Below are 19,775 nucleotides of genomic sequence, written 5' to 3'. Positions count from 1 at the left end.
ATCCAGCCCTTATACTTAAACGCACCTGATCGTCTATTTCTGACATCAGGTGTTTTTTTGTTTATAATAAAAGAAGAGAAAGATTTGGAAAGGCGGCAATTTCATTGGAACTACAACAACTCGATCGCTATGCAAAAGCATTAATTAAAGAAGCAGGCAGAAAGATTCGCCACTCGTTAACTTATGAATTGGTTATCGAATCAAAAGCAGATGCCAATGATTTGGTGACGAATATGGATAAAGAAATTGAGCAATTTTTTATTGAGCATATCCGTAAAGATTATGTAGGACACGCCATTTTAGGTGAAGAAGGATTCGGTGACGATCTCCTGTCATTGAATGGTTATGTGTGGATGTTGGATCCGATAGACGGTACGATGAATTTTATTCATCAACAACGAAATTTCGCCATTTCATTAGGCATATTTAAAGATGGTATTGGCGTTTTCGGTTACATATATGACGTTATGAATGATGAGCTATATAGTGCACAAAAAGGTCATGGTGCTTATTTGAATGATGAGCCAATTCCAGTGTTGGAATCGACGACGATTTCCAAAGCAATTATTGGAATGAATGCGAGCTGGGTGGTTCCAAATCGTCATATTGAAAATGAAGGACTTATTCGATTAGTCAAAGATGTACGTGGAATCCGTTCATATGGTTCTGCAGCTCTTGAGCTTGCTTATGTATCCACTGGGCGGATTGATGCTTATATGTCCATGCGTTTATCACCTTGGGATGTTGCTGGAGGTGTTGTCATCGCTGAAGAAGTTGGAGCAGTTGCGACCAATTTGAAAGGACAACCTCTAAAGTTTTTAGGGCAAGACACATTTATTGTGGCACGTAAGAGTTTGCACGATTCATTACTGGCGAATTATATTACCCTGAAATAAAAAGGAAGGAATGGAGTGAGTCCATTCCTTCCTTTCATATTTTACACATCATAATTTGCCTACAATGTTCCTTCATCACGCATTTTCTTTTTCGTTTTAAAACCGAAACCCATGACAATAATAAGTAATGCAATGCTTGCCAAGATACCAATTACACTGCGTAATCCAACAGATATTCCGATTGCAAACATCGATAATAGAGCTAAAAGGGAATATAGTACAAATACCCATTTAATATTTTTCACAAAGTACCCTCCACAAAAACGATAATATTCTTACAATTCTAAATCAGACAAATAGTTGCAACATGTGCTATAATAACACAGTTAAGGACTCGAAAAAAGAATATGGAGTGAAACAATGACTAATTTACGTCAAGACCTAAGAAACATCGCAATTATTGCCCACGTTGACCATGGTAAAACAACTTTAGTTGACCAATTATTAAAACAATCCGGTACTTTCCGTTCAAATGAACATGTGGACGAGCGTGCAATGGATTCAGGTGATATCGAGCGCGAACGCGGTATTACGATTCTTGCTAAAAACACAGCGATTCAATATAAAGATGTGAAAATCAACATTCTTGATACACCTGGACACGCTGACTTTGGTGGAGAAGTTGAACGTATTATGAAAATGGTAGACGGTGTTCTACTTGTTGTGGATGCTTACGAAGGTTGTATGCCACAGACTCGTTTTGTATTGAAAAAAGCTTTGGAACAAAACTTACAACCAATCGTAGTTGTAAACAAAATTGACCGTGACTTTGCTCGCCCAGAAGAAGTAGTAGATGAAGTTCTTGAACTTTTCATTGAATTGGAAGCAAATGACGATCAATTGGAATTCCCTGTTATCTTCGCATCAGGTATGAACGGTACAGCAAGTCTTTCATCAGTAGCTGCAGAGCAAGATGAAAACATGCAAGTACTTTATGATGCAATCATTGAACATATCCCGGCTCCAGTAGACAACAAAGAAGAGCCTCTTCAATTCCAAGTATCTCTTCTTGACTACAATGATTATGTTGGCCGTATCGGTATCGGTCGCGTATTCCGAGGAACGATGGAAGTTGGACAACAAGTATCTCTTATGAAATTAGACGGTAAAGTGAAGAACTTCCGTGTAACAAAAATGTTTGGTTTCATGGGTCTTAAACGTGTTGAAATCCAAAAAGCTTCTGCAGGTGATTTAATTGCCGTATCAGGGATGGAAGATATTAACGTTGGAGAAACAGTTTGTCCAACTGAGCATCCTGAAGCATTACCAATCTTACGCATCGATGAGCCTACTCTTCAAATGACGTTCCTAGTGAACAACAGTCCATTTGCTGGACGTGAAGGTAAATGGGTAACATCTCGTAAAATTGATGAGCGTCTTCAATCTCAACTTGAAACAGACGTATCTCTTCGTGTAGATCCAACTGATTCTCCTGATGCATGGGTTGTATCTGGTCGTGGAGAATTGCACTTGTCTATCTTGATTGAAAACATGCGTCGTGAAGGTTTCGAATTACAAGTTTCAAAACCAGAAGTAATTGTACGTGAAGTTGATGGGGTTCGTTGTGAGCCAGTTGAACGTGTACAAATTGATATTCCAGAAGAACATGTAGGTTCAATCATTGAATCAATGGGTGAACGTAAAGGTGAAATGCTTGATATGGTCAACAATGGTTCAGGTCAAGTACGCTTAATCTTCATGGTTCCTGCTCGTGGTTTGATTGGATACACAACTGAATTCATGACATTAACTCGTGGATACGGAATTATCAACCATACTTTCGACAGCTACCAACCAATGCAAAAAGGTCGCGTAGGCGGACGTAGTAAAGGTGTTCTAGTGGCAATGGCTACAGGACAAGCTTCTGAATATGGAATTCTAGGTATTGAAGACCGCGGTACAATTTTCGTTGAACCAGGTACTGATATTTATGAAGGAATGATCGTTGGAGAACATACTCGTGATAATGACTTAACAGTTAACATTACGAAAATGAAGGCTGCCAACAACATCCGTTCTGCTAACAAAGAAGCGACAACTACACGTAAAAAACCACGTATTATGACGTTGGAAGAATCACTTGAATACCTAAATGATGATGAGTACTGTGAAATTACACCTCAATCGATTCGTTTACGTAAAAAAGTTCTTGATAAAAACGAACGTGAACGTGTAACGAAAAAGGCGAAAACTGCAGAAAATAGTTAATCGCGATAGAAAGGTTGAGAAATCTTGGCTGAACAGCAATTTGTCTATGACAAGATGTACCCAGTTGCACGTTGGCTTTATGAAATCCTTCCGAACTTTGATGTGGCAGGATACGCATTGTATCTTGTCATCTTCTTACTATCGGCGGTAGTGTACAAATTAGGATTTGCGAAAAAATTAAGAGTGGGACAAAACATCGTGATCTACCTATTTTTGTTGATCGGATGCATCATGCTTACTTTTTTAGCTTTCTTCCTACCAATAGTAGAAGGATTAATTATTGCCGCAATGATTTTGATTTTGTATAAAATTCGTTTGCATAATGAAAAAAAGAGAAGCGCTAGCGCAAGCTAGTGCTTCTCTTTTTTTTATATAACATGGCAAGTAGCCAAACATAGAACAAGTGTGCAATTGACCAATAGCCAAATGCCTGCCAATCATTCCACACTGGAACTTCTTTAATAGCGAGTGTACTAAGAATAAAATACAAACCGAACGTTGGTAAACAAAGTAAAAAACTAAGTACCCACAACTTTGGAAGACTGTCTTGGATATGCAATCGTTCCGCTAATGTAATAAAGACGAAAGTGATCACTATTGAGATGAGTACATGAAATAAGAATTCGACCGTTTCGGGCCATTGTACTTTACCGAAAATAGGGATGAAGTCAACATTCAGCAACAATGTATAGACTTTTACATTCGTTACAGATTGAATAAATTTCATTAAGAGACCCAATAAAATCCCGCTGAATATGCCAATGTAAAGAGAATTGACGAGATGTGAACGGGTAAACATTAGAAATCTTCTTCAATTCGTCGTGAACTTTTGTAAAAAATAAAGTCACCGGTTGCCAATCGAGCTTCCGTCTTTTCTCCTATACGTTCATGGCACGGATCACACATATACGTGTGAATTGGTCGATTGCGCAATTTTTTTGCTTGTGGTGAATCATCAGGTAATTGGTTGATGGTATCACAAATGACACATTTTACACGCATCAAAACGACCTCCTAATCTACTCTTACTGCTTGTACATGTTTGATGGGATTTTCCAAGTTCGATCCATCTGCAAAAAGTACATAAACTGGTCCATCTTCAAGCAAAGGTTTCCCGTCCTGGCTATATTTAAAAATTAACGAATCCGCTTGTTCCAATGTAAAAGTATGTTCTTCGCCATTCTCAGTTTCGATAATGACAGATTTTGCGTTTTCATTGACTTCGGCATTTTTTAGAAAATGTTTTAAGTAAATACCAAAAGTCCCTGTCAGGATTTTTGTCTTCTCGTATTTCTTCTCGGTTTTTAATGTAGGAGGATATGTTGCACCCTCCATGATTTCTCGTGACCAATGGGCAGACATATTTTTCGTGTATTCATCCAGCTCATTTTTTTCCAGCTGCTGTTCTGTGAAAAATGTTTTTAAGTCAATTCGTCGATCATCAAAAATCCACACACCAGGATCTAAAGTTATTTTAAATTTTACATTGCCTTTAATAGGTATAATCGTTTCCATTCTATTGGTGCCTCCTTGCAAGTTGCATTTCTTCTACTAGTATAACCCTTTGCTAATAGGTAAAAAAGAATTAAGTTCAGAAAGATTCCCAGTCGAAGCGATACTTGCATTTTTGTCACTAGAAAGATACACTTTACTAAGACAATATAAGGTAATGGGGGCGTCCTCATGGATACTACATCTCAACAATCGTACCAGCAGAAAGCTATGGAATTATTAAAAGCTGATGCGGAAAAAATAGCAAAACTTATCAAGGTTCAAATGGACCATTTGACGATGCCGCAATGCCCACTTTACGAAGAAGTCTTAGATACCCAAATGTACGGTCTATCTAAAGAAATCGATTTCGCAGTAAAATTAGGGCTTATTGAGCGTGAAGAAGGAAAGTTAATTCTTTCTACACTTGAAAAAGAATTATCTGTGTTGCACGATGCTTATACAGAGAAATAAGTAAAAAACTCAAACTCAACATGTGTTTGAGTTTTTTTGCTAGAAAAAAAGAAAAAGAGGTTTCAAAATGATCCCATACATCAAGCGCTATGCAAAAAACTTTGATTACTCCTTATTTATTACATATATGTTTTTATGCCTGTTTGGCTTGGTGATGATTTATAGTGCCAGCATGGTATGGTCCGTCAATCGCTACGATTTCGAGCCGGATCACTTTTACAAAAAACAGATCTTGAATTTGATATTAGCGGTACCAGTATTTTTGGTCGGTGCGCTATTTCCTTATAAGCATTATCGTAAGAAACCTATGATGATCACGATGTTGGTTGTTATGTTTATTTTGCTAGTAGCGGTTCATTTTATCGGTTATGCTGCCGGTGGTGCTAAGAGCTGGATTAATCTTGGCTTTGGAAATATCCAGCCTTCAGAGCTTGCAAAAATAATTATGGTGCTCTATTTTGCCGGTGTATTTGCCAATAAAGCAAGAAAAGGTCCGATTGATAGTTTTAACCAGTCAATTGCACCACCCGTAACAGTGCTTGTCATGGCCGTTGCCTTGGTGTTGAGTGAAGTAGATATGGGTTCAGCCATGATTATCTTTTTCACGGCCATATCTGTAATGGCTGCTAGTGGTATCCGTATCCAGACCTTTGTAAAAATAAGTGGAATCATCATTGGTGCACTTGCCTTAATAACGCCACTGCTTTATTTAGTAAGAGATAAATTCATTACGGAAAGACGATTAGGTCGGATCGAGGCTTTTCTGAATCCATTTGAATATGAACAAGGCTATGGATATCAAGTGGTAAATGGGTATTTGGCTATCGGTGCAGGGGGTCTGAAAGGCCTTGGGCTTGGCCAATCCGTACAGAAGCTAGGTTATTTACCAGAACCACAAACAGACTTTATTATGGCAATCATTGCGGAAGAACTGGGAATAGTTGGCGTATTGATTGTAATTGGTGGCCTTGGCTTTATCGTATTGCGTGCATTAGTCATTGCTTTATCAGCAGAAGATCCTCATGCACGTATGATAGCAGCTGGTTTTGGTAGTTTCATAGGCTTCCAGACATTTATCAACTTAGGGGGCTTGCTAGGTTTGATTCCGTTAACAGGAGTACCACTACCATTTATAAGTTATGGCGGAACTTCTGTGATTTTGTTATCTTTAGCTATGGGCATTCTGCTAAATGTGTCCATGTTTGTCAAATACGAAAAAACGCGAAGCTAAGGGGTGTCGTCTCATGAAAACGATTCAGAAGATATTAGTAGCTAACCGCGGAGAAATTGCAATTCGCATTTTCCGTGCTTGTACCGAATTAAACTTGCGTACCGTATCGATTTATTCGAGAGAAGATAATGGTTCATTTCATCGATACAAAGCAGACGAATCGTATTTAGTAGGAGATGGGAAAAAGCCGATTGATGCCTACTTGGATATTGAAGGCATTTTGCAAATTGCAAAAACTAGTGGAGCAGACGCCATTCATCCTGGCTATGGATTTTTGTCTGAGAACGTGGATTTTGCAAGACGTTGTGAAGAGGAAGGAATCATTTTTATCGGTCCTACTTCTGCCCATTTGGACATGTTTGGAGACAAAGTTAAAGCACGAGAACAAGCAGTACTTGCCGGCATACCTGTAATACCAGGTAGTGATGGCCCTGTTCAATCTGTTCAGGAAGTAAAAGAATTTGGGGAAGCCAATGGGTATCCTTTAATGATTAAAGCTTCGCTAGGTGGTGGCGGTCGAGGGATGCGCGTAGTTCCTACAGCGGCAGACTTAGAATCAGCTTATGAACGGGCGAAATCAGAAGCGAAAGCCGCTTTTGGATCAGATGAAGTGTATGTAGAGAAATTTGTGGATAAACCGAAACATATTGAAGTTCAAATTTTAGGGGATAAGCATGGTAATTTGGTTCACTTGTATGAACGTGATTGCTCGATTCAGCGCAGACATCAAAAAGTAGTTGAAATCGCCCCATCTAATTCCATATCTAAAGAATTGCGCGATCGTATTTGTGATGCAGCAGTTCAATTAATGAATAATGTAAAGTACATAAATGCCGGAACGGTTGAATTTTTAGTGGCAGACGACGAGTTTTACTTCATCGAAGTGAATCCGAGAATTCAAGTGGAACACACGATTACCGAGATGATTACTGGCATCGATATCGTTCATACACAAATTCACATAGCCGATGGTTCGTCTTTGTATGAAGAGGAAATCGGTATGCCTGCACAACAAGACATTCCGTTATTCGGGTTTGCTATTCAATCACGAGTAACAACTGAGGACCCATTGAATCAATTTATGCCTGATACCGGTAAATTAATGGTCTACCGCTCCGGTGGAGGATTTGGTGTTCGTTTAGATGCGGGTAATGGTTTCCAGGGGGCAGTCATTTCTCCATATTATGACTCACTGCTTGTCAAAGTATCAACATGGGGGAAAACGTTTAAAGAAGCGGCTGCTAAAATGGATCGGAACTTGCAGGAATTCCGTATTCGTGGCATTAAAACGAATATCCCATTTTTAGAAAACGTAGTAAAACATAAGAATTTCATTACTGGGAATTTCAATACGAGTTTTATTGATTCCACGCCGGAATTATTCCTGTTCCCAACCCGTAAAGACCGAGGAACAAAGCTACTTAACTATATTGGAAACGTGACAGTGAATGGTTTCCCAGGAATTGAAAAAGCATCAAAACCAGTGTTTATTATGCCAAGAAAACCGCAGATTGATTTGCTTACTCCTCCGACAGCTGGAACGAAACAAATCCTGACTGAGCGTGGGGCTGATGGTCTGGTTGAGTGGATTCATGAGCAGAAAGACGTGTTGGTGACGGATACCACTTTCCGTGATGCACATCAATCTTTACTTGCTACACGCGTTCGTTCACATGACATGTATGAAATTGCAGAGCAGTCTTCAAGAGCCATGCACGATGCATTTTCTTTTGAAATGTGGGGCGGCGCAACATTTGACGTTGCATACCGATTCCTGAAAGAAAACCCATGGGATCGTCTCATTAAAATGCGCGAAATGATTCCGAATGTGTTGCTGCAAATGCTGATTCGAGGAGCTAATGCGGTCGGTTATAAAAATTATCCGGACAACGTAATCCGTGAATTTGTGCAGACATCAGCAGAAGCGGGAATCGATGTTTTCCGCGTATTTGATAGTTTAAACTGGATCAAAGGGATGGAAGTTGCCATAGATGCAGCGAGACAATCAGGCAAAATAGCGGAAGCGGCAATCTGTTATACCGGTGATATATTAGACGATAGCCGTGACAAATATACAGTCGCTTATTACAAAGAAATGGCAAAAGAATTGGAAGCAGCAGGTGCACATATTTTAGCCATTAAAGATATGGCTGGTTTGCTGAAACCTGAAGCTGCATATCGATTAATTTCAGAACTAAAAGATACGGTTTCACTGCCGATTCATTTGCACACTCATGATACAAGCGGCAACGGAATTTACTTGTACGGCAGAGCGATAGATGCTGGTGTAGATATTGTTGATACGGCTTTAGGAACGATGGCAGGTCTGACATCCCAACCAAGCACAAATACGCTAGCATATGCATTAAAAGGCAGCAAACGTGAAGTTCGAACGGATATTAAAGCATTAGAACAACTTTCCCACTACTGGGAAGATGTTCGCAAATACTACCAGGATTTCGAATCTGGTATGATGAGTCCGCATTCTGAAATATATGTTCATGAAATGCCTGGTGGTCAATACTCCAATTTACAACAACAAGCGAAAGCAGTTGGCTTGGGAGAACGTTTTGAAGAAGTAAAAGAAATGTATTCGACTGTGAATTTAATGTTTGGTGATGTTGTCAAAGTTACGCCATCATCAAAAGTTGTCGGTGATATGGCACTCTTCATGGTTCAAAATGATCTAACGGAAGAAACAGTACTGACTCGTGGTCAAACGATTGATTTCCCAGATTCAGTGATCGAGTTCTTCCAAGGATACATTGGACAGCCGTACGGTGGGTTCCCTAAAGAGCTGCAAAAAGTGATTTTAAAAGATCGCGAAGCGATTACAGTACGTCCAGGTGAATTATTGGAACCAGTCGATTTTGAGCAATTAAAAGAAGAGTTGTTCCATAAATTAAGTCGTCCTGTTACTATTCATGAGGTATTGGCATATGCTCTATATCCAAAAGTGTTTGATGAATATTCTGATATGGTCAAGAAATTTGGGGATGTTTCCGTATTGGATACGCCAACGTTCTTATACGGCATGCGCTTAGGCGAAGAAATTGAAGTTGAGATTGAGAAAGGCAAGACTTTACTTGTCAAACTGGTTTCAATCAGCCAACCGCAATCTGACGGTAATCGCGTCCTTTATTTCGAATTGAATGGACAGCCAAGGGAAGTAATTATTCAGGATATGACGATTGAATCTGATATTACACAAAAACCGAAAGCAGACGTTTCAAATCCAGATCATATTGGCGCTACGATGCCTGGAACAGTGTTGAAAGTAGTAATAGATAAAGGAAGTCGAGTGAAACGCGGTGATCATTTGCTTATCACAGAAGCAATGAAAATGGAAACTACTGTTCAGGCTCCTTATGACGGTATCGTGAAAGAAATTCATGTAACTACCGGCTCTTCTATTACAACGGGTGACTTGTTGATTGAAATGGAAAAAATTTAATTTTAGAATATCTAAGCATCAGCTAGACCTGTTATGGTCGAAACTGATGCTTTTTTTCTGACTTAGTCCCATTCTTACTAATATTTGTGCAAAAAAAAGCAGTTCCGCTTGAAAGCGGAAACTGCTTTTATCTTATTGTTTTTTGTTGCGGCTTCGTGAAAGGAGTAAAATCATATAACACAATAAACCAAAGAGTAGAGTGATGAGCAACGAATGTACTAAAGCGAAGTATAAGTTCAGCTTCGTGAGTACGACGAGCATACCTGCTATGACCTGTAGCGAAACGATCACGAATGCAATGATCCATCCATAATACAAAACTCGTTGATCTTTATAATGTTTGAATGCATGCCATGCGATTGTTGCAATCCAGATAAAAATTAATCCGGCAGCTGCGCGATGACCCATTTGCACCCACTCGTAAAGGTTCATTGGTAAAGAGAAGTCCCCATTGCGGCACATTGGCCATTCCGCACAAATTAAACCAGAATCGGTATGACGAACAAGGGCTCCTGTGTAAACCACCACATAGGAGTAAAGCGCAACACCGATTGTATGCCATTTCAGTTTCTTTCCAATCCTAAGCTTGTCCGCATCAAATTTGCGATCAACTTCAAAAACCAGAAGTGTTAATAACAAAACGGATGCAAAAGATAATAAGGAAATACCAAAATGCAAAGCTAAGATAAAATCTCCTTGCCCCCAAAGAACTTGAGCTGCACCAATTAAGGCTTGTAAAATCAAGAAAAACATCGCCATAAAAGCTAAAAATTTGGTTTCACGTATATGTCCCATTGCTTTCCATGACCAAACGGATAAGATCAGAATGAGAAAACCTACCGAGCCAGTAACGACACGGTGAGAAAATTCAATTAAAACTTCAGTCGTGATTTTGTCGGGAATTAGCTCTCCATTACATCCAGGCCAATGCCTGCCGCAACCCATTCCACTCTCTGTCTTCGTTACAAGTGCTCCACCTAAAAGGATAAGCAACATGCCGATAGTAGAAGCAACAGCAAACCACTTTAAGTATTTACTTTGTTGCATGAATGACACCTACTTTGTCTATACTGATCGCGAAAATGCGATACCTGCATGTTTGATAATAGCTAAGAACATGATAAAAAACAATGTTAAACAGATAAACAACAACAGTAAGGATACCCATTTCACAAATTGTTCATAAAAAATTCTCTTTCCATTCACAAAACTTTTTAGAAAATGCTTTACTATAGATATGTTGTGTCACATTGACAGTAAACCGCTGCGGCTTTTTATCGAATTTCAACTTAATTATAGAATTAAGAGAAGTTTTTCGATATAGTAAGTGTAGCGGAATATGCTTACAACTTTGAAAGGGGGAGTTTCATGTCAAACGGTCGCGCGATCACTGCAAGAACTGATGCGGATCTTGAAACAACATCATTTGTTAAAGACTTTCTTGCATTGATTAAGATTGGAATTGTAAACTCAAACCTTGTGACTACGTTTACGGGATTGTGGTTGGCTTTTCAATTTTCAAACCGTCACTTTTTAGATGAGCTGGACTTAATGTTTTATACTCTTTTCGGTGCAGCATTGATTATTGCCGGTTCTGCCGCAATGAACAACTTCATCGACCGGGATATAGATCCAATTATGTCGAGAACAAAATCTAGACCAACTGTAACTGGCCGGTTTAAACCTACTGCCGTATTGTCCGTTGCTCTGACCTTTTTAGTTGTTGGTGAGATTTTGTTATTTATGGCATCGGTTTCAGCTGGAGTATGGGGACTGGCTGGTATTATTAGTTATGTTGTCCTGTATACCATGTGGTCAAAAAGAAAGCATGTGAGCAATACAATTGTTGGGAGTATTTCAGGTGCCATTCCTCCAGTTATTGGATGGGCAGCAGTTGAGCCAACACTTGGATGGGGTGCTCTTTCATTATTCCTCATCATGTTTGCATGGCAGCCTCCACACTTTTACGCTCTTGCAATGAAACGAACGGAAGAATATCGTGCAGCAGGCATTCCGATGTTGCCGGTTATTAAAGGATTTGCACATACGAAGCGCTCAATGCTGCTTTGGATTCTCGTTCTTTTCCCACTTCCATTCTTACTTATGGAACTTGGAACATGGTTCCTTGTCCTTGCAACTGCGCTTAATATTGGCTGGCTTGTACTAGCACTAAAAGGCTTTAAAGCGGTAGATGATTTGAAATGGGCAAAAGGCATGTTTATTTATTCATTAAACTACATGACCATCATTTTTGTTTCCATGATTATTTTCTCGATTTTTAGCTAAACTATCGGGATTCTTTCTTTGAATATAGAATTCATATAGAATGGAACCACAGTCCGATTTACACATGAATACAACTACGAAAGAGGGGTTTGATTAAGCTATGATGAAAGGGATCAAAAAGTGGCGTCTCTTTTCACTGCTGACAGCTCTAATGGTCTTTTTGTCTGGATGCGGTGAAGAACATTTATCTACACTTACTCCAGCAGGACAAGTCGGTAGAGATCAATTGGATTTAATGGTGCTTTCAACAGCAATCATGGTACTTGTTATTATTGTGGTAATGATTGTTTATGTTCTTGCAATCGTCAAGTTCCGTCGCTCTAAAGTGGGCGAAAATGTAATTCCAAAGCAAGTAGAGGGAAGTCATAAATTAGAACTTATCTGGACAATCGTTCCGATTATTTTACTATTGATTTTGACAGTTCCTACTGTAGTCTCTACATATAAATTGGCAGATGTCAGTGGTATGGATACAGTCGATGCTAAAGGCAACAAAACTGCAGTAACGGTAAACGTTAAAGCAAATCTTTACTGGTGGGAATTTGAGTATCCTGATTTAGGAATCGTTACAGCTCAAGAATTAGTCGTACCAACGCAAGAGAAAGTTTACTTTAACCTTAAAGCAGCAGATGTGAAACACTCATTCTGGATTCCTGCAGCTGGTGGTAAATTGGATACTAACGTTGATAACCTAAACAAATTCTATTTAACTTTCGACAATCCGTCAGAAAGTCTTCAAGACGGTGTGTTTTATGGTAAATGCGCAGAGCTTTGCGGTCCTTCCCATGCATTAATGGACTTCAAAGTGAAATCTTTAGATCGTGATGATTTCGATGCTTGGGTGGCTGACATGAAAGCATCTAAAGAAGAAACACCAGAAGGTGACGTTGCTCAGCAAGGTCAGGAAATCTTCAACACTAGCTGTATCGCTTGTCATGCTGTTTCAGGTGCAGGTTCAACTGGTGGGGTAGGTCCTAACTTAGCGACATTCGGCGATCGTAATCGAGTAGCTGGATTCATGGAGCATACACCGGAAAATATCAAAGCATGGATTAGTAATCCAGAAAAACACAAACCTGGAAACCTTATGCCTGAACCAAAAGAAATCAATAATGGCAAGGATTTCACAGATCAAGAGCTCACAGCTCTGACAGAATACTTAATGGGACTATCTGTAGAAGAATAATCTTAGACAGAATGACAAGAAGGAGGTTAAAGTTGTGAGTTCAATCGCACAGAAAAAAGGCTTTGGTGCCACTCTTTGGGACTATTTAACAACAGTCGATCATAAGAAAATTGCCATCCTTTACCTCATTACCGGTGGATTCTTCTTTATCGTCGGCGGTATCGAGGCTATGCTTATTCGTATACAACTTGCACAACCTGACAATGATTTTGTGAGTGCAGGTATGTTTAATCAAATTATCACGATGCATGGTACAACCATGATATTCCTGGCTGCCATGCCGTTGTTATTAGGCTTTATGAATGCAGTTATGCCACTACAAATTGGTGCGCGTGACGTTGCTTTCCCATTCTTAAACTCTTTAGGTTTCTGGTTATTCTTCTTCGGGGGAGTATTCCTTAACTTATCTTGGTTCATGGGAGGAGCTCCTGATGCAGGATGGACTTCATATGCATCACTTTCATTAGCTTCACCAGGACACGGGATTGACTTTTATGCATTGGGTCTATTCATTTCTGGTTTCGGTACATTAATCGGAGGGATTAACTTCCTTGTTACGATTATCAACATGCGTGCACCGGGTATGACTTATATGCGTATGCCATTGTTCACTTGGACAACTTTTGTGGCATCAGCATTAATTCTATTCGCTTTCCCTCCATTGACTGTAGGGATTGTGTTCATGATTGTTGACCGTATGTTCGGAGGTAATTTCTTTGACCATACAATGGGTGGTAATACAATTATCTGGGAACATTTATTCTGGATTTTTGGACATCCTGAAGTATACATCTTAATTTTACCGGCTTTCGGTATTTTCTCAGAAATTTTCCCTACATTCGCACGTAAGCGATTGTTCGGTTACTCAGCTATGGTTTTTGCAACTGTATTAATCGGTTTCTTAGGCTTCATGGTTTGGGCGCATCATATGTTCACAGTAGGTATGGGACCAACTGCTAACGCAATTTTTGCTGTTGCTACAATGGCAATCGCGGTTCCGACTGGTGTTAAGATCTTTAACTGGTTACTTACAATGTGGGGCGGAAGTATCGTCTTTACGACTCCTATGCTTTACGCGGTTGGGTTCATCCCATCTTTCGTAGCTGGTGGCGTAACGGGGGTCATGCAAGCTGCTGCACCTCTTGATTATCAATTACACGATTCATACTTTATCGTTGCTCACTTCCACTACGTTATTGTAGGTGGGGTAGTACTTGGATTATTAGCTGGTTTACATTTCTACTGGCCGTTAATGTTCAACACGATGTTAAATGAAAAATTAGGTAAAATTACGTTCTGGTTATTCTTCATTGGTTTCCATTTAACGTTCTTTATCCAACATTTCTTAGGTTTACTTGGGATGCCACGTCGTGTATTCACATACGTTGCAGATCAAGGATGGGACTCTTATAATATGATCAGTTCAATTGGTGCTATTTTCATGGCAGCAGGTGTAATTGTTCTAGTGGTTAACATCATCATGACAATCGTTAAAAACGAAAAAGTTGGTCGTGATCCATGGGGTGATGGTCGTACTTTAGAATGGGCACTTCCACAACCTGTACCTTTCTACAACTTTAAACAAACACCATTAGTTCGTGGTCTAGATACATTCTGGATTGAAAAACAAGAAGGAAATAAAGAAGGTATGACTTACGCAGAGCCAGTTGGCGATATCCATATGCCAAACAATTCATTTGTTCCTGTTGTCATTTCTTTCGGTCTTTTCGTAGCTTCTTTTGGTGCTTTATACAATGGCGAAAAATCTTGGGCAGTACCTGTTATCATCTTGGGCTTAGGTATTACATTTGCTTCTATGATCCACCGTTCATTAAAAGATGATCATGGATATCATGTTCATAAAGAAGATTTATTGGATGACAAAGGGGGTAAACACTAATGGACTTAAATACTAAGTACACCCCACAATCTTGGCCGGATCATCCGGAAAATTCCACTTTGGAAGGTAAAAATAAATTTGTTGGATTTTGGCTTTTCCTTGGTGGAGAAACTGTAACCTTCGCAAGTTTATTTGCTACTTACCTTGCTCTTAAGAACAAGGGTCCAAGTGGTATGGAATTTACAACACAAGGTTTGTTTGAATTACCGTTAGTATTTATCATGACAATGTTACTTTTGACATCGTCTTTAACGAGTGTTTATGCAATGTATCACATGAAAAACTATAACTTCAAAGCAATGCAAGCTTGGTTGATGGTAACTGTTTTACTTGGTGCCGCCTTCCTTGGCTTCGAAATTTATGAGTTTAGTCATTACGTACATTTAGGATTCACGTTTAATCAAAGTGCTTTCAGTTCTGCCTTCTTTATTTTGGTAGGAACTCACGGAGCTCACGTTTTGGTCGGTCTTGGATGGATTATCCTTCTTATGGTTCGTAATGCGAAACGTGGTTTGAATCTTTACAATGCTCCAAAATTCTATTTAGCTTCTCTTTACTGGCACTTTATTGACGTAGTTTGGGTATTTATCTTCACGGTAGTATACTTGATGGGAGTGATGGGTTAAGATGGCACACGATGTACACACTCATGTAAAATCTCAAACCGAGTATGAGTATAAACGTCGCCGTTCTGCAAATGAGATGCGCGGACAATTGACAACGTTTGCGATTATGATTTTCTTAACTTTAATCGCATTTACGGCAGTTTATGCTGGTTTCTCTCCAAACCTAGTTGTACCAATCATTTTGTTACTTGCGGTGATTCAAGTTATTTTACAACTGTATTACTTCATGCACATGAGCCACAAAGGACATGAAACTGCATCTATGTTTTTATACAGTGGTGTAATTGTAGGTTTAATTACAGTCTTGACATTCGTAACAATTGTTTGGTGGTAATTTAAAATCGAAACGAGCGAGGAAAAGTTTATCTTTTCCTCGCTCGTTTTTTTATTTATGACTAAGTTAGCTCAGCGGAACGTGACGCTAACACAAATTAACGACACCATTCCAGCCACTGTAAATCTAATAATTTGCAAACATAAATCGTTTTCTGCTGAAATTCACTCTATTTGAATACATTGTTCATAGTTCGTTCATTGAAGTTAAGGGTGATGGGACTTATAATGAGGGTACTGAAGAAAAAAGGAGCGATAAACGATGCCTTTAAGTATATTTGGATTTCAAGCTTTATGGAGTCCGGTTTTCATATTAACCACACTACTAGTCATTGGTCTATATTTTTATATCACTTCCAAAAAGCAGCATTGGTTTGAAGATACTCAACCTGTTACCAAAAAGGAAATCACGGCATTTGTTAGTGCCATGCTGTTGCTTTACGCAGTGAAAGGATCACCAGCAGATTTAATGGGTCATATTCTTTTCTCAGTTCACATGGCTCAAATGGCTCTATTATTAATGTTGGTTCCTCCGTTATTGATTGTAGGGGTTCCGAGCTGGATCTGGCAAAAAATCATTAGAATGCGATATATTCAGCCAACGTTCAGATTTCTTACTAAACCCTTGCTGGCTTTAATCGTGTTCAGTGGAATGTTTTCTATCTATCACATCCCACTTGTATTTGATACGATTAAACAGAATGAATTATACCATACCATTTTCACCATCATTTTGTTCCTGACAGCTCTACTTTTATGGTGGCCAATCATGAACAAATTAAAGGGTGAACACCAAGTTCATGGTTTGGGTAAAATTGGCTACATCATTGGTAGTGCCATTTTGATTACACCTGCTTGCGCATTAATTATCTTCGCGAGCCATCCGATGTATGATACTTATTCGAACGGAGACGCTTGGTTAAAAGCAATGGAGCTATGTGTTCCTTCATCCACATTATCTGGGTTAACTTTGTCCGGTCCTGAGTTATTTTCGAATATGCCCATAATGGAAGACCAACAATTAGGCGGAATAATTATGAAGATTATTCAAGAAATCATTTATGGAGTTATATTGGCGATTGTATTTTTCCAATGGTACCGTTCAGAACAGGAAAATGCTGATGAAATTACTCAACAAGCATTATTGGATCGCCAAGCGTATGCAGCAAACAAATAATCAACTTTCATAAATAGGTGAGTGTTAGGAGAAAAAAAGATGAATCCACTTGTATTGCCAACTATCAGTACGTTTTTTATTGCATTAAGTGCCGTCCTTGTTGCGATAGGCTGGGCTTTGATTAAACAAAGAAAAATTGAAGCACATAAGAAAACAATGTTTGCAGCTGCGATTGCTGCACTGACCTTCTTCATTATTTATGTTTCTAGAACATTGTTTATAGGGAACACAGCATTTGGTGGTCCGGAAGAATATAAAATTTTCTATACAACGTTTTTAGTCTTCCATATCATTCTTGCGACTACAGGTGCTGTTTTCGGACTAGTAACCATCTGGTCAGGATATAAGAATAATTTGCAGAGACATCGCAAACTAGGTCCAATTACTAGTGTTATCTGGTTCTTCACTGCTATCACTGGGGTTATGGTCTATTTATTGCTTTATATCATTTACCAGGGTGGAGAAACTACTTCTGTATTCAAAGCGATTCTAGGATTTTAATATAGGGCTATGTTAAAGTTGCTGTTGATATTCCGCAAAACAGCTGCGCTTTCCGCGGGCTTGCGCTGAACTAACTCGGACTTAATGTCCGAGTGGATTTCAGCACTTCGCTTTTCCCGCAGGAGTCTTCACTGTTTTACTCCATATCATTAAATCGTAAGTTAAGCCATTTCCTTGTTTACTATAATGATTGGAGTAGAATGCGGCGACTCCAGCGGAATCAGCGTGTCCAAACTAGACCCCGCAGTGAGCGACTTGTGCAAAATTATTTTTGCATAAGTCGTTTGCGACGAGTAACCGCAGGAGCATCATAAATGAACAAAGGCTAGTGGACCGTCCGCATGGAACGAAAAATCAACAATATCCTCTAACGGAGATTAATATAAAAAATGCCAATCACCATTTAATATGGGCGATTGGCTTTTTTTATAGTTTGAAATTAGTTTTGATAATCCCGGCTTCTTTCGCCGTTGTAAAAATAATGACGACAAATGGACCGATGATCAATCCAAGGAATCCAAATATTTGTAAACCGATAAACATCGCAATCAATGTGGCTAGAGGGGAAAGCCCGATTTGTGAACCCATTAACTTAGGTTCTACTGCGCGACGGATGACAAGTAACACCAGAGCCAATATCGCCAGTTTTGTTCCCATCGCGACGTCTCCAATGATAAATTGGTAGATGGACCATGGACCGACGATGGCAATTGAACCTAGTATCGGAATAATATCGATAATCCAAATTACGATAGACATAATGATAGCGTATTCTGGGGCAATAAATAATAGACCGATAAAACTACCTACAAGAATGAATAGACTCGCGAGTAGTTGGGCTTTCACAAATCCAAAGATGACCGAATTTAATCGGGAAGTCATAAAACGAACTTTTTCAGCAGTTGCAGGTGTTAGATGACGAAAGACCATTTTCTTTAAATCCGTTAAGTCTAACATAAACAGGAATAGCGTGATTATGTATACGATAAAACTGACTAAGAAATTAGGTATCCCTGTGAGCAACTTACTGATGCTATCGTAGCTTACGATCCCCAGTATGGCTTCCTGCATGAATTTCAAAAATTCATCTAATTCATTCTTGATTGAAGAGACCACTTCGATCGGCATACCCTGAGTAAAACTGAATAATTTGCTTTGTACATTCATCCATGACAAAGACAGTGTATTGAAGTAATCAGGTGCGATTTTCGTCAGTTGTATGATTTGACCAACCAATTGGGTTATCGACAAATACAAAGTAGCTGTAATGATTAATAAGAATAGTATGAAGACGGTAATAACGGCCGTTTTTCGATTCCATTTAAACTTCTCTTTGCTCAATTTAACAAGAGGTTCAAGTAAAAAAGCAGTCAGTAGAGCTAAAAGAATAGGTATAGCCAGCGGAAGTACAAAGGTTAAAAAGAGGATAAACAGTAAAATCAATAGAGCAATAATTAAAAACTTCTTAGTTATCCATTTGGGCATCAGCAACACCTCATTTTTCCATATTGTATAAGTATAGACAACAAAGACCAATTTGAAAAGCTATAGAAAAAACGCCGAAGAAATTATATTCTTCGGCGTTTCTATTATGCGCGAATTTCAAAAGCATTGATATCTGCTTTAACAGCAGCCAATGTTTGCTGACAAGATTTAACCAAATGTGCTGGGAAGACTTCTTGATCTCCATATTCAACACCATGTGGGAAGTAATGCTTACCTACAACTGGTTTCATCAAAGTAATGACTGCATCGTGAGCGCCAACATCGCCATCTTTAGTGAAGCCGAAAATACGTAAATAGAATGTGCCTTCTTTAATTTCGTATTTTTTGTCATACGTTACACGTTCGTAATCCCATTGTCCTTCACGTACAAGACCATGATTTAACATGATTTCATCTAATAATTCTAGATCAGCTGCTGTATTTTCAATACCTGTGTTTTCAAAATACATAAAATCGTCCTCCTTATACATGCTTTACCCTAAGTAACGCGTTCCATTTTATAATAG

At 39.0% G+C, this 19,775-nt stretch carries 20 protein-coding genes; 13 read left to right on the top strand and 7 right to left on the bottom strand.

The annotated features are described in order from the left end of the window. The first annotated feature begins 104 nt into the window (after nucleotides 1-104). Nucleotides 105-896, top strand: a complete 792-nt coding sequence (locus M9R32_RS04530) for an inositol monophosphatase family protein (RefSeq protein ID WP_269925546.1) — start codon at nucleotides 105-107, stop codon at nucleotides 894-896. Between the two features lie 59 nt (nucleotides 897-955). Here M9R32_RS04530 and M9R32_RS04525 read toward each other — a convergent pair whose 3' ends face one another. Beyond that, nucleotides 956-1,141 carry a YlaF family protein gene (locus tag M9R32_RS04525; RefSeq protein ID WP_269925545.1) on the bottom strand — a complete coding sequence of 62 codons (186 nt, stop codon included), beginning with the start codon at nucleotides 1,139-1,141 and terminating at the stop codon, nucleotides 956-958. 115 nt (nucleotides 1,142-1,256) lie between these two features. On the opposite strand from M9R32_RS04525, the gene typA reads away from it, so the two are divergent. Next, the gene (gene typA, locus M9R32_RS04520) at nucleotides 1,257-3,104 is read left to right on the top strand and encodes a translational GTPase TypA (protein WP_269925544.1); all 1,848 of its coding nucleotides are present in this window, start codon (nucleotides 1,257-1,259) and stop codon (nucleotides 3,102-3,104) included. 24 nt (nucleotides 3,105-3,128) lie between these two features. Then, the gene (locus M9R32_RS04515; protein ID WP_269925543.1) at nucleotides 3,129-3,458 is read left to right on the top strand and encodes a YlaH-like family protein; all 330 of its coding nucleotides are present in this window, start codon (nucleotides 3,129-3,131) and stop codon (nucleotides 3,456-3,458) included. Here the strand turns inward: M9R32_RS04515 and M9R32_RS04510 are convergent. Genes M9R32_RS04510 through M9R32_RS04500 form a run of 3 tightly spaced genes read right to left on the bottom strand, consistent with a single transcriptional unit; the run spans nucleotide 3,445 to nucleotide 4,619 of the window. Further along, nucleotides 3,445-3,903 (bottom strand): hypothetical protein, encoded by a 459-nt coding sequence (locus tag M9R32_RS04510; RefSeq protein WP_269925542.1) that lies wholly within the window; start codon nucleotides 3,901-3,903, stop codon nucleotides 3,445-3,447. The two genes, M9R32_RS04515 and M9R32_RS04510, sit on opposite strands and share 14 nt — an antisense overlap. Next, a complete protein-coding gene (locus M9R32_RS04505) occupies nucleotides 3,903-4,106 on the bottom strand; it encodes a YlaI family protein (RefSeq protein WP_269925541.1) in 204 nt (67 codons plus the stop codon). Before M9R32_RS04505 ends, M9R32_RS04510 begins: the two co-directional genes overlap by 1 nt. Nucleotides 4,107-4,118: 12 nt before the next feature. Next, on the bottom strand, nucleotides 4,119-4,619 hold the full coding sequence (locus M9R32_RS04500; protein ID WP_269925540.1) for a peptidyl-prolyl cis-trans isomerase: 501 nt from the start codon (nucleotides 4,617-4,619) through the stop codon (nucleotides 4,119-4,121). Nucleotides 4,620-4,787: 168 nt separating this feature from the next. Here M9R32_RS04500 and M9R32_RS04495 point away from each other — a divergent pair, with 168 nt between their 5' ends. The 3 genes from M9R32_RS04495 to pyc all read left to right on the top strand — a co-directional run bounded on the left by M9R32_RS04495 (nucleotide 4,788) and on the right by pyc (nucleotide 9,754). Beyond that, complete coding sequence (locus M9R32_RS04495) at nucleotides 4,788-5,069, top strand: Fpa/YlaN family protein (RefSeq protein WP_269925539.1); 282 nt, start codon at nucleotides 4,788-4,790, stop codon at nucleotides 5,067-5,069. Between the two features lie 67 nt (nucleotides 5,070-5,136). After that, entirely contained in the window at nucleotides 5,137-6,300 is a 1,164-nt protein-coding gene (locus M9R32_RS04490; RefSeq protein WP_269925538.1) for an FtsW/RodA/SpoVE family cell cycle protein, read from the top strand. A gap of 13 nt (nucleotides 6,301-6,313) precedes the next feature. After that, a complete protein-coding gene (pyc, locus tag M9R32_RS04485; protein ID WP_269925537.1) occupies nucleotides 6,314-9,754 on the top strand; it encodes a pyruvate carboxylase in 3,441 nt (1,146 codons plus the stop codon). A gap of 132 nt (nucleotides 9,755-9,886) precedes the next feature. Here pyc and M9R32_RS04480 read toward each other — a convergent pair whose 3' ends face one another. Next, on the bottom strand, nucleotides 9,887-10,801 hold the full coding sequence (locus M9R32_RS04480; protein WP_269925536.1) for a COX15/CtaA family protein: 915 nt from the start codon (nucleotides 10,799-10,801) through the stop codon (nucleotides 9,887-9,889). Between the two features lie 321 nt (nucleotides 10,802-11,122). Between M9R32_RS04480 and cyoE the strand changes: the two genes are divergently transcribed. The 7 genes from cyoE to M9R32_RS04445 all read left to right on the top strand — a co-directional run bounded on the left by cyoE (nucleotide 11,123) and on the right by M9R32_RS04445 (nucleotide 17,763). Continuing rightward, nucleotides 11,123-12,040 (top strand): heme o synthase, encoded by a 918-nt coding sequence (gene cyoE, locus M9R32_RS04475; RefSeq protein ID WP_269925535.1) that lies wholly within the window; start codon nucleotides 11,123-11,125, stop codon nucleotides 12,038-12,040. Between the two features lie 100 nt (nucleotides 12,041-12,140). Further along, nucleotides 12,141-13,226, top strand: a complete 1,086-nt coding sequence (gene coxB / locus M9R32_RS04470) for a cytochrome c oxidase subunit II (RefSeq protein WP_269925534.1) — start codon at nucleotides 12,141-12,143, stop codon at nucleotides 13,224-13,226. Nucleotides 13,227-13,260: 34 nt separating this feature from the next. Next, on the top strand, nucleotides 13,261-15,126 hold the full coding sequence (ctaD, locus tag M9R32_RS04465; protein WP_269925533.1) for a cytochrome c oxidase subunit I: 1,866 nt from the start codon (nucleotides 13,261-13,263) through the stop codon (nucleotides 15,124-15,126). After that, nucleotides 15,126-15,752 carry a cytochrome (ubi)quinol oxidase subunit III gene (locus M9R32_RS04460; RefSeq protein WP_269925532.1) on the top strand — a complete coding sequence of 209 codons (627 nt, stop codon included), beginning with the start codon at nucleotides 15,126-15,128 and terminating at the stop codon, nucleotides 15,750-15,752. The genes ctaD and M9R32_RS04460 overlap by 1 nt, the downstream gene beginning before the upstream one ends. A 1-nt stretch (nucleotide 15,753) precedes the next feature. Continuing rightward, complete coding sequence (ctaF, locus tag M9R32_RS04455) at nucleotides 15,754-16,086, top strand: cytochrome c oxidase subunit IVB (RefSeq protein WP_269925531.1); 333 nt, start codon at nucleotides 15,754-15,756, stop codon at nucleotides 16,084-16,086. A gap of 261 nt (nucleotides 16,087-16,347) precedes the next feature. Continuing rightward, entirely contained in the window at nucleotides 16,348-17,262 is a 915-nt protein-coding gene (ctaG, locus tag M9R32_RS04450; RefSeq protein ID WP_269925530.1) for a cytochrome c oxidase assembly factor CtaG, read from the top strand. 39 nt (nucleotides 17,263-17,301) lie between these two features. Continuing rightward, complete coding sequence (locus M9R32_RS04445; RefSeq protein WP_269925529.1) at nucleotides 17,302-17,763, top strand: DUF420 domain-containing protein; 462 nt, start codon at nucleotides 17,302-17,304, stop codon at nucleotides 17,761-17,763. Nucleotides 17,764-18,189: 426 nt separating this feature from the next. Here the strand turns inward: M9R32_RS04445 and ytvI are convergent, their stop codons facing one another. After that, nucleotides 18,190-19,248 carry a sporulation integral membrane protein YtvI gene (gene ytvI, locus M9R32_RS04440; RefSeq protein WP_269925528.1) on the bottom strand — a complete coding sequence of 353 codons (1,059 nt, stop codon included), beginning with the start codon at nucleotides 19,246-19,248 and terminating at the stop codon, nucleotides 18,190-18,192. Nucleotides 19,249-19,352: 104 nt separating this feature from the next. After that, nucleotides 19,353-19,718 carry a YugN family protein gene (locus M9R32_RS04435; protein ID WP_269925527.1) on the bottom strand — a complete coding sequence of 122 codons (366 nt, stop codon included), beginning with the start codon at nucleotides 19,716-19,718 and terminating at the stop codon, nucleotides 19,353-19,355. Between the last annotated feature and the right edge of the window lie 57 nt (nucleotides 19,719-19,775).

Source organism: Paenisporosarcina quisquiliarum, assembly GCF_027563315.1.
Lineage (GTDB): Bacteria > Bacillota > Bacilli > Bacillales_A > Planococcaceae > Paenisporosarcina > Paenisporosarcina quisquiliarum.
Note: the sequence above shows the minus strand (reverse complement) of the source record. Positions and strands in the feature narration are given on the sequence as shown.

Bases quoted from the DNA above. Each gene is read 5' to 3' on its own strand.
- typA (WP_269925544.1), top strand. From the start codon at position 1,257: ATGACTAATTTACGTCAAGACCTAAGAAACATCGCAATTATTGCCCAC.
- M9R32_RS04510 (WP_269925542.1), bottom strand. From the start codon at position 3,903: ATGTTTACCCGTTCACATCTCGTCAATTCTCTTTACATTGGCATATTC.
- M9R32_RS04505 (WP_269925541.1), bottom strand. From the start codon at position 4,106: ATGCGTGTAAAATGTGTCATTTGTGATACCATCAACCAATTACCTGAT.
- M9R32_RS04500 (WP_269925540.1), bottom strand. From the start codon at position 4,619: ATGGAAACGATTATACCTATTAAAGGCAATGTAAAATTTAAAATAACT.
- M9R32_RS04495 (WP_269925539.1), top strand. From the start codon at position 4,788: ATGGATACTACATCTCAACAATCGTACCAGCAGAAAGCTATGGAATTA.
- M9R32_RS04490 (WP_269925538.1), top strand. From the start codon at position 5,137: ATGATCCCATACATCAAGCGCTATGCAAAAAACTTTGATTACTCCTTA.
- pyc (WP_269925537.1), top strand. From the start codon at position 6,314: ATGAAAACGATTCAGAAGATATTAGTAGCTAACCGCGGAGAAATTGCA.
- M9R32_RS04480 (WP_269925536.1), bottom strand. From the start codon at position 10,801: ATGCAACAAAGTAAATACTTAAAGTGGTTTGCTGTTGCTTCTACTATC.
- cyoE (WP_269925535.1), top strand. From the start codon at position 11,123: ATGTCAAACGGTCGCGCGATCACTGCAAGAACTGATGCGGATCTTGAA.
- coxB (WP_269925534.1), top strand. From the start codon at position 12,141: ATGATGAAAGGGATCAAAAAGTGGCGTCTCTTTTCACTGCTGACAGCT.
- M9R32_RS04460 (WP_269925532.1), top strand. From the start codon at position 15,126: ATGGACTTAAATACTAAGTACACCCCACAATCTTGGCCGGATCATCCG.
- ctaF (WP_269925531.1), top strand. From the start codon at position 15,754: ATGGCACACGATGTACACACTCATGTAAAATCTCAAACCGAGTATGAG.
- ctaG (WP_269925530.1), top strand. From the start codon at position 16,348: ATGCCTTTAAGTATATTTGGATTTCAAGCTTTATGGAGTCCGGTTTTC.
- M9R32_RS04445 (WP_269925529.1), top strand. From the start codon at position 17,302: ATGAATCCACTTGTATTGCCAACTATCAGTACGTTTTTTATTGCATTA.
- ytvI (WP_269925528.1), bottom strand. From the start codon at position 19,248: ATGCCCAAATGGATAACTAAGAAGTTTTTAATTATTGCTCTATTGATT.
- M9R32_RS04435 (WP_269925527.1), bottom strand. From the start codon at position 19,718: ATGTATTTTGAAAACACAGGTATTGAAAATACAGCAGCTGATCTAGAA.